We start from the raw sequence: 9,271 nt of genomic DNA, 5'->3' as shown, positions 1-9,271 counted from the left end.
TGCTATTGTATTTTTATATTCTCCGAGTTTTAAAGAAAAGGCTTCAAAAGCTGCTCTTCTAATTTTAGTATCAGTCTCATACTCCCATTCATCTTCAAAAAGTACAAAACTAAGAGGATATTCAGTGCCATCTACAATGAAATTTTCAAAATCCATATCACTTAATTTAGTTGTATCATATGTGCTATAAGCAGACTCTAGTGTTCCTGATAAAGCGGATAATACCCTTTCTACTTCTGGATGTAATGAATGTTTTTTAAATCTTTTTATCTCACTTAAATAATGGCCGTTTTCTTTTGATTCTTTAATTGCTTCATCTATTATTTTATCAGGGGCTTCATTAATTTCGCTTACTACAAAGCTTAGCCTACTATCAATATTCGATAATACGTTTATAGATTTCATATATCTAGCTTGATTTTCTACATTAGATTGATCTGTAGAAACTTCAAGACTTACATAAGTTGAAATAAGATCTTCACTTTCCATTATAAGTCTCATTTTATCCAAACAATCATTTATAATACTAGCGTTATTCAAATTTTCTTTATAGTTTTTTTCTATTTCTATCGTAAGTTCTTCTAACCCTTTTAAAGCTAAATTATACCGCTTCTCTGATTGATATAGTGAAGATAAATCCCAAGTAAGCGACTTGTCTACATCCTTTCTTTCTATTAAGGCCGTTTTCATATTGTAAATCCTCCTTATTTAGTTCGATGTTACTTTAAAATTATTAATATACATAAAATGTATTACATATTGTATTCTAGGTCAGACTTATTAATTCCTTTAAAGAGACCTCTACAGAGTATCTTTCGTTTATTTTCAATAAATAATATTGATTTTATCCTAATAAAGTTGTAAAGTATAATGATATAATAAATTTGCTAAGAATTGTAGCTTACGAAAGGAATTGTTCAATTATGGAAACAAAATTAGAAAAAAAGTTCGGGCTAATTACTGCAATAGCAATGGTTGTCGGCATCGTTATTGGTAGTGGCGTCTTTTTCAAGGCAGAAAAAGTATTAACTGCAACTGGGGGAAATCTTTCACTAGGTATTTTGGCTTGGGTTATTGGCGGTATTATTATGATTTCTTGTGCCTATACTTTTGCAGTAATGGCAACTAAATACGAGAAAGTAAATGGTATAGTAGATTATGCAGAAGCTGCTATGGGTGAGAAATACGGTTATTACGTTGGCTGGTTTATGGCAACAATCTACTACCCAACATTGACAGCAGTATTAGCATGGGTTTCAGCTAGATATGCCTGTGTATTATTGGGATTCCCAATTACAGGTGGAGAGTGTATGACTATTGCATGCCTATTTTTGATAGGTAGTTACACAATAAACTCATTATCACCAGTTTTAGCTGGTAAATTTCAAGTTAGTACAACTATTATAAAACTCATTCCGCTTATTTTAATGGCTGTAATTGGGACAATCGTTGGTATCCATAGTGGTATGACTATGACTAATTTTACAACAGTCGTAGAAAAAGTAAATACTTCGAATGCATTATTTACAGCAGTTGTTGCGACAGCCTTTGCATATGAGGGTTGGATTATTGCTACAAGTATCAATGCTGAATTAATTGATGCAAAGAAAAATCTTCCACTTGCTCTTGTTGGGGGAACTTTTATAATTATGGCTGTTTATATTCTTTACTATATAGGACTAGCTGGAGCTGTATCAAATGAAGTTATGATGAAAGGCGGAGAAGCTGGAGCTAAATTGGCATTCCAAAAAATATTCTCCTCTACAGGAGGCACTGTAGTATTTGTATTTATTGTTATTTCTTGTCTCGGAACACTAAACGGATTAATGCTTGGATGCACTCGTGGTATTTATTCATTAGCAGCAAGAGGTTTTGGACCAAAAGCAAAAATATTTAAACAAATAGATAGTGAGACTAATATGCCAACAAATTCATCTATACTAGGATTACTTCTCTGTGCTATATGGTTATTATACTTCTATGGCGCTAACTTAACAGACCCTTCAAACAGTTGGTTTGGATTCTTTAGTTTTGATTCATCAGAATTACCTATAGTTACTATTTATGCATTATATATTCCTATTTTTATTATGATGATGAAAAAAGAAAAAGATTTAAGCTCATTTAAAAGATTTATAATGCCTACTATTTCATTAGTAGGATGTGTATTCATGATAATTGCTGCTTGTTTTTCTCATGGAATAGCAGTTGTTGCATATCTAGTTATCTTTGCAATTATAATGGCTGTTGGCGTCTTGTTCTCAAAAAAAACATCTTTTAATTAGGGGTTAATATCTAATTAAAAGATGTTAGTAGTAATCTTTTAGATACTATATGATAAAAAAGTGCGTACTTGTATTAATAATACTTATATTCTAAAATGATGTCATTGATTTAAAATGACATATACATAAATATGTGTAAATCTTGTTACATATTAATATAACAAATATATAATTAAAGCGAGGTACTTAAATGAAGGTATTACTTATTAATGGTAGTCCAAACGTTAACGGATGTACTTATACTGCCTTATGTGAAGTAGCAAAAGAACTAGAGAAAGCAAATATTGAAACTGAAATTTTTCATATTGGAACTAAACCTATTCGTGGTTGTATGGCCTGTGGTGGTTGTTTTAAAGATGATTCTCACAAATGTGTATTTAATGATGATACTGTAAATATTGGTTTAGAAAAAGCTAAAGAAGCAGATGGTTTTATTTTTGGATCTCCTGTGCATTACGCAAGTGCATCTGGTCAAATGACTTCTTTTTTAGATAGATTTTTCTTTGCTGGAGATGGTTTTCAATATAAACCTGGTGCTGCAATAGTAAGCTGCCGTCGTGCTGGTTCCACTGCAGCATTTGAACAATTAAACAAATACTTTACTATTTCAAATATGCCTGTAGTATCTTCTCAATACTGGAATATGGTTCACGGAAATACCCCTGATGAAGTTAAACAAGATTTAGAAGGAATGCAAACAATGAGAACCTTAGGCAAAAACATGTCTTGGCTTTTAAATTGCATAAACGCAGGTAAAAAATCCGGAATTACATTACCCGAAGAAGAACCTAGAATTGGAACTAATTTTATACGTTAATTCTCTCTCCCATGATTATAAACTAAAAATCTCTAAGATATTACGCTTAGAGATTTTTGCGTTTTCATACCCTTTAACTGAAATCAAAATATTGCTGTAACATAATATTACTCTTAGATTAAATTTTTCTCAGCCAAATATTCTTCAAAGACTTTTAAATTAGCTGCAAAATCTTTACGCCCATAACCCATTCTGAAATATTGTCCATCATAATCATAAACCTTTGCAGGCAGTAATAAAACGCCTTTTTCTTCTACCATTTCATCACAAAACTTATCGATTGGAAAATCAATATTCATTTTATGGAATGCAATTGGACCTACCATCTGTCTATTATACTTAAATAGCTTTGAGTACTTTGCAAAAAAGATATCTGCTATATTGAGATTTTCTTCAATAATTTTACGATTACGCTCTAATATCTCATCACCATGTTTTAAAGCTACTATAGCTAGTTGCTCAGAGGTGCTGCTGCTACAAATAGTAGTATAGTGTTTCATCTTAATCATTTTCTCTATAATTTCTTTATTCCTCGTTGCAATCCATCCAATTCTAAGACCAGCAAGACCATAGGCCTTTGATAAAACCCCAAGGGATACAGCTTTATCGTAAACATCTGCAAAACGAGGACTCATTACGCCATCAAGTTCAACCCCTTTATATACTTCATCACAAAATATATAAATATCGTAACTACGGGCAATGGCTGCAATTTTTTTAATTTCCTCCTTGGTAAAAGTATAACCAGTAGGGTTATTAGGGCTATTTAAAATGATTGCTTTTGTATTTGGTTTAATTAATTTTTCAAGTTCGTCAATGTCTATACTCCAACCTTCATCTTCTTGTTTAAGGTTCCATTTAGACACTTCACAACCAATAGCATTTGCCACTTCATATAAGGACTGATATGTAGGAAATTCGGTAATAATGTGATCTCCCTTATCTAAGCATACATTAAGAAAATTGAATATCGCCTCTTGAGCACCAGCATGGACAACAACTTCTTCCTCACTTATGTTTTGATATAAATTCGATATTAATTTTCTTAATTCTGGATCACCAGTTACTTCAGTGTATCCTAAAAAGCTATTTAGAAATGTCTCTTCAGAGCCTGGTTCATATGCCAATAATTCCTTTACAGACAATGACTGGCAATCAGATTGAGTTAGTAAATATGGGGCTGTAAATTCATGTTCGCCAAAATAAAGTTCTAATTTAAAATCGTTAATTTTCATTATATTCGCCTCACCTTATATGTTTATTTATATATTTATACTATGATATTCTTATAGAGTTATCATGCTTTTGTCGAAAAAGCAATAACTATTGAGAATAGTAAACCCATAAACACCTTTCCTTCCATTTCAATCTATTTATATATTTTACCATAGTTTAGAATATTCTTTAATTGAATTGTACTCATTCCATCCAACTCATTTAATATGTCTGGCTGCAATTCTACAATAGTAACAGCTCTTTCTTGCATTGCTAGATGTGCTGCTGTTTCACCACCAACTTCACCACCACCTGCAACTACAATCTTTTCTCCTGGCTGTACTTTTCCTAAAAGCATATCTTCTGCTGTACATACATGACCTTTGTCAACGCCTTTAATTCTTGGAATTATCGGATTCCCACCAGTTGCAACAATAATGTAATCTGCATTTTGCTCCCTTATCATTTCTTCTGTTACTTCATAATTTAAATGTACATTAACACCTAATTTTTCTAATTCTTCACTTATCCATGATACATAAGTAGCTAATTCTCCCTTAGCTGGTGGATAAGCTGCTGCTTTAAACTGTCCTCCTAAAAAGTCTCTTCTTTCATATAAGTCTACCTTATGACCTTTTAGCGTTGCTGCTCTAGCTGCTTCTAAACCACCTTTTGCTTTTGCTTCATGATAAGCAATATACTTATCTGTTGCAGTACCATCTGTATTACAATAGTTTGCTACCATTGCTGTTACAACTAACCTGTTTGGTATAGTACATCCACTAATATTCATTGATGAGAATAATTTTTTAAACATATTCCTGCCTCCATATATTTATTTAAGATATAACTTATATTTGCTATAGTCACATCTTAAGTCCTGTAGTACCTACAGAGTCAAGAATATTTTGATATGTATTTCACATTTTTTTTACTGGCAGCCATAACTCAATATATCTAGATAATCCTTCTGTTTCATGAACTCTACACAATAAGTTTCCTGTAACATCCCCACATAATTTTAAATTATTTTTTTCAATGTAATCCATTGCATTATTAAGTAATTGTAAAGAAAAACTACCTTTTTCTCCTGCACATATAACTGTGTAAACACATTTTTTAGAATCCACGCCTTTAACCTTATCATTTATAGGTAAATCAAATGCCTTGGCATATTCTTTATTAACTGAAAATCCCCATTTATACTCATTCTTGTTAGCTCTCTCTATAACTGCCTCCTTTGAAAGTTCAACCATAAAATCTACAAATGGAAAGTATTCTAACCATACCTTTGCAACATCTCCAATTTTATCTGCATAATCATAAGAATAATTATATATATGAATAAAATAATACTTCTCTGGTTGTTCAGATATAGTACATTTATTTAGATTGGTTTGTATTCCCTTTAAGGATTTGCAATACTTTAAGTTCTTTTTTTCGAGCAGTGTATAATACTGTAACTTTTTTTCGATATATAGCTGACGATTACCTATTTTATCAATAGCTTATTTTTACATGAATGTAAAAATAAACACCCCAGGGGTATTTGCGAATGAGGAACGATTGAGTTTACTACTGGTGTTATTACTTCCACATTGAGTTTACTAATATCTATCACTGTAGAATATTCCTTTGATGCTAAATCTATTAGTATATTATCGTTTTGCCTTTGTATCTCTCTTTTGAGATAGGTAGTCAGCTTACGATTCCAAAAGTTATATAAATTATTGCCTCTCCTATTTTTCATCTTAGTTCCCATTTCTAACCTATAAGGTTGGATTAAATCAAGCGGTCTCAATATACCATATAAGCCTGAAAATATTCTTAGATGTTCATCAGCAAAAGCTAACTGATGCTGACTTAAATTTTCTGCACTTATTCCTTGATATACAGCACCATCATATGCTAATAAAGCCTGTTTACCATTTGATAAATCATGCTCTTTTTCCCACATAATATGCCTCATGAAATTCTGCTCCGCAAGTTTACTATTTACTTTCATTAATCCTTCCATTTCTGGTGGAGAGTATTTTATAAGTTCTTTAATTAAGGCACTAGCCTCGTTAATAAATATAGGCTGTGTATATAAATTAGTATTAAGCGCCTTTTCCATTTTTAAAGTTTTCGCTGGCGATAATATGGTAATCATTCGTAACTCACCTCGGCATAATTATATCATAATGTATTTTCCCATTAATACTATAACTTATATTCTTCTTCTCTTGCTTTCTCAAGTGCCTCTAAAAATAATTCAGGTGGTTGTGCACCTGATACCGAATATTTATTATTAATCACAAAGTAAGGAACACCGCCGATTCCGAGTTTCGAAGCAGTTTCTTCATCTTTTCTTACTTCTTTACCATACTGATCTGATTCCAAAATACTTAATGCTTTATCGCTATTAAGACCAACTTCATAAGCAAGACTTGCCAATACTTTATAATCAGATATATTTAAAGAATCTACAAAATACGCCTTAAAAATTCTTTCTGATAACTCATTCATCTTACCCTCTGATTTTGCATAATGTACTACTCTGTGAGCATCAAATGTATTTGTTCTGATTAAATCATCAAAATTATAGTTAAGGCCTATAACTTTAGCCTCCGCCACTAGTTGATTATTTGATGCTTTGGCTTGTTCTACAGGTATGCCATATTTTTTTGCTATATACTCATGAATATTTCCATCAAATTTCTTTTTAGATAACGGATCAAGCTCATAGCTTTTAAAAACTACTTCAACCTCATCCTTATGTTCAAATTTTTCTAAAGCAATTTCTAATCTCCTTTTACCTATATAACAAAATGGACACACAAAATCGGACCAGACTTCTATTTTCATTACTATTCCTCCTCGTAAAATACCATATTAAAATACTAAGTGTAGCACATATTCCTAACGAAATTGTATCCTTAGTTTTCCATCCTCATAATTAGCTTTAATAATATCTTTTGAATGTAATTTTTGTGGAATTGTAAAATTTCTTTTTTCATTTTTAATAGATATACTTATTTCATCCCCATTTTGCAGTAAATTCAACTCATTTTTATCAACAAAAGGCATATTTATATTTAAATAATAGCTCTCATCTGTACTTGATTTTTCAACCTCAAATATTTTATCTTTAAAAAGCACTTTTTCCGCAGAGACTTCTTTAAACATAGTCTCCCCCATATTTAATAAAGTTGTATAATCTTTAACCTCGCTATGCATTAGTTCAGTTTTAAAGATTGGTACTGGGCTGAAACTTTCACTTATCTCCTTAAGGTTTTCACTTTGAAGTTTCATCCACATTTCGAAATATCCTTTTCCTCCTTCTTCAGAAATTATTTTATTAACAATTATTGCGTCTACATTAAAATCATAGAGATGTAAATAAGAAAAATTTCTTTTAGCCTCTTTAATAACAATTTTTTCGGGGGTAGTAACTATTCTAAGGCTTACCTTATCTTTCTCAAGCATTAATTTATGGAGCTCATCAATTTTATTATAAATGCTTTCAATTTCATCAAAAGTTGTCTCATCTGGAAGTGGAATCTTTATAGTAAAATCAATTATTGGTCTTACTATTTTAGCAGCCTTCCTTTTCATAGGAAAAAATTTCTCCATCCACCACTTAAAAAGCTCTGGGAACTTTAAAAGTGACATAGTTTCTCCAGTAGGAGCACAATCAACTATTAATACCTCATAATTATTTTCATCATTAATCTGTTTAATTTTAAGCAAGGAAATCAGATCTTCAAAACCTGGAAAAACCAATAATTCTTCAACTGCTATACTTTTTTCATTTTTGAGCAACATCAATTTTTCTATATATCCTTTAATATTTCCCCAAATACCTTCATTTTCAATAAGAACATCAACCTCAAGAGCTTCTAAATTTTCTGCAATTCTAATTGGAGTATTAGATAGCTTTACACCGAAGGCATCCCCAAGACTATGAGCTTGATCAGTACTCATTATGAGCACCTTTTTTCCACTCTTTGCAATGCAGCATGCTGTTGCTGATGCAACACTAGTTTTTCCTACTCCACCTTTACCTGTATATAAAATAATTCTCATTTTAATCCCTTCCTTCCACTATATTATAAATTGCTGCAATTGTATTAAAGAAAGTTAACCTTGACCTTTTTAACCTCTTTCACTATCTCTTCTTCATCCTTTTGTAAAGGTTCGTTTATAATTTCATATTTGAGTTTTTCAATTTTTATAATTTTTTTTATTATTTCTTTATTCATTTAATCCACCTTCTCCTCAAAATAAATAGATAAGTAATTCTCATTAAAGTCAGCTTTACTAATTGAGTACTTTAGAAGAGAACTCGGACAAGGAATGTTCCTCTTGAAATTCCCTATTTTAATAGATATATCAGATCCAGTTTCATATAACTCCAAATCTTTTTTGTCACCAAAAGGCACATATACTTGAAGCTTATAACCTTTGTCTACCTTTTCAAATTTATCACTAAAGGTTATTTTTTGAACCTTTAATATATCCTTAACATCCAGTGAGTCCTTAACTATTCGTTCTAGTCCGGAGATTCCATAAATATCAACCTCATACCATTTAATTTTAAACCTAGGCAAATTAAAAAATACTGAGTCTATTTCTTCCATATACTTTTTTTGAATACATTTCCATTCATCAAAAAAGTTATTATCAATATCATTTGGTATTATTCTATTGATATATATAGCATCTACATTAAAATTATAAAGATTTAAATACATAAAATTTCTCTTGGTTTCTTCAATAATCATCTTTTCTGGAATTGTAACAAGTCTTATACTACAAACCTCTCTGTCTTTCAATAGGTTTTGAAGTTCTGTTAGCATTATATAAAGTTTCTCAATGTCATTCATAGCTTGTTTATCAGGCATTTCTATTTTAAAAGCTATCTTAGCTATAGGTCTTAGTACCTTCATTGCAAGTCTTCCAATAGGAAATA

Annotated in this window: 10 protein-coding genes and 1 pseudogene; 2 read left to right on the top strand and 9 right to left on the bottom strand. The window is 31.0% G+C overall.

Features of this window, described 5'->3' with window-relative positions; genetic code table 11:
- Positions 1 to 690: pseudogene (locus tag JJE11_RS08815) on the bottom strand (oligoendopeptidase F); the annotation flags it as partial.
- A gap of 233 nt (positions 691 to 923) precedes the next feature.
- Between JJE11_RS08815 and JJE11_RS08810 the strand changes: the two are divergent.
- Complete coding sequence (locus JJE11_RS08810) at positions 924 to 2,285, top strand: amino acid permease (protein ID WP_291634665.1); 1,362 nt, start codon at positions 924 to 926, stop codon at positions 2,283 to 2,285.
- A 190-nt stretch (positions 2,286 to 2,475) separates the two neighbouring features.
- The gene (locus tag JJE11_RS08805; RefSeq protein WP_291634663.1) at positions 2,476 to 3,102 is read left to right on the top strand and encodes a flavodoxin family protein; all 627 of its coding nucleotides are present in this window, start codon (positions 2,476 to 2,478) and stop codon (positions 3,100 to 3,102) included.
- Between the two features lie 113 nt (positions 3,103 to 3,215).
- Here JJE11_RS08805 and JJE11_RS08800 read toward each other — a convergent pair whose 3' ends face one another.
- The 8 genes from JJE11_RS08800 to JJE11_RS08765 form a co-directional block, all read right to left on the bottom strand.
- Positions 3,216 to 4,337 (bottom strand): aminotransferase class I/II-fold pyridoxal phosphate-dependent enzyme, encoded by a 1,122-nt coding sequence (locus JJE11_RS08800; RefSeq protein WP_291634661.1) that lies wholly within the window; start codon positions 4,335 to 4,337, stop codon positions 3,216 to 3,218.
- 134 nt (positions 4,338 to 4,471) lie between these two features.
- Entirely contained in the window at positions 4,472 to 5,134 is a 663-nt protein-coding gene (locus tag JJE11_RS08795; protein WP_291634659.1) for an FAD-dependent oxidoreductase, read from the bottom strand.
- Between the two features lie 103 nt (positions 5,135 to 5,237).
- Positions 5,238 to 5,573, bottom strand: a complete 336-nt coding sequence (locus JJE11_RS08790; protein WP_291634657.1) for a hypothetical protein — start codon at positions 5,571 to 5,573, stop codon at positions 5,238 to 5,240.
- Between the two features lie 236 nt (positions 5,574 to 5,809).
- A complete protein-coding gene (locus tag JJE11_RS08785) occupies positions 5,810 to 6,469 on the bottom strand; it encodes a YaaA family protein (protein ID WP_291634655.1) in 660 nt (219 codons plus the stop codon).
- A gap of 50 nt (positions 6,470 to 6,519) precedes the next feature.
- Positions 6,520 to 7,164 (bottom strand): DsbA family oxidoreductase, encoded by a 645-nt coding sequence (locus JJE11_RS08780; RefSeq protein ID WP_291634648.1) that lies wholly within the window; start codon positions 7,162 to 7,164, stop codon positions 6,520 to 6,522.
- A gap of 54 nt (positions 7,165 to 7,218) precedes the next feature.
- On the bottom strand, positions 7,219 to 8,385 hold the full coding sequence (locus tag JJE11_RS08775; protein ID WP_291634646.1) for an ArsA family ATPase: 1,167 nt from the start codon (positions 8,383 to 8,385) through the stop codon (positions 7,219 to 7,221).
- 44 nt (positions 8,386 to 8,429) lie between these two features.
- Entirely contained in the window at positions 8,430 to 8,561 is a 132-nt protein-coding gene (locus tag JJE11_RS08770) for a hypothetical protein (RefSeq protein ID WP_291634644.1), read from the bottom strand.
- On the bottom strand, positions 8,562 to 9,271 hold a 710-nt coding region (locus JJE11_RS08765), incomplete at its 5' end, for an ArsA-related P-loop ATPase (protein WP_291634642.1). It lies immediately after the preceding gene.

It is taken from the genome of Clostridium sp., assembly GCF_016650095.1.
Lineage (GTDB): Bacteria > Bacillota > Clostridia > Clostridiales > Clostridiaceae > Clostridium_AD.
This window is presented reverse-complemented; position numbering and strand designations above follow the sequence as displayed.

Excerpts from the sequence above, each read along its gene's own strand:
- JJE11_RS08785 (WP_291634655.1), bottom strand. The coding sequence starts at position 6,469 with ATGATTACCATATTATCGCCAGCGAAAACTTTAAAAATGGAAAAGGCG.
- JJE11_RS08770 (WP_291634644.1), bottom strand. The coding sequence starts at position 8,561 with ATGAATAAAGAAATAATAAAAAAAATTATAAAAATTGAAAAACTCAAA.
- JJE11_RS08805 (WP_291634663.1), top strand. The coding sequence starts at position 2,476 with ATGAAGGTATTACTTATTAATGGTAGTCCAAACGTTAACGGATGTACT.
- JJE11_RS08780 (WP_291634648.1), bottom strand. The coding sequence starts at position 7,164 with ATGAAAATAGAAGTCTGGTCCGATTTTGTGTGTCCATTTTGTTATATA.
- JJE11_RS08775 (WP_291634646.1), bottom strand. The coding sequence starts at position 8,385 with ATGAGAATTATTTTATATACAGGTAAAGGTGGAGTAGGAAAAACTAGT.
- JJE11_RS08800 (WP_291634661.1), bottom strand. The coding sequence starts at position 4,337 with ATGAAAATTAACGATTTTAAATTAGAACTTTATTTTGGCGAACATGAA.
- JJE11_RS08810 (WP_291634665.1), top strand. The coding sequence starts at position 924 with ATGGAAACAAAATTAGAAAAAAAGTTCGGGCTAATTACTGCAATAGCA.
- JJE11_RS08790 (WP_291634657.1), bottom strand. The coding sequence starts at position 5,573 with ATGGTTGAACTTTCAAAGGAGGCAGTTATAGAGAGAGCTAACAAGAAT.
- JJE11_RS08795 (WP_291634659.1), bottom strand. The coding sequence starts at position 5,134 with ATGTTTAAAAAATTATTCTCATCAATGAATATTAGTGGATGTACTATA.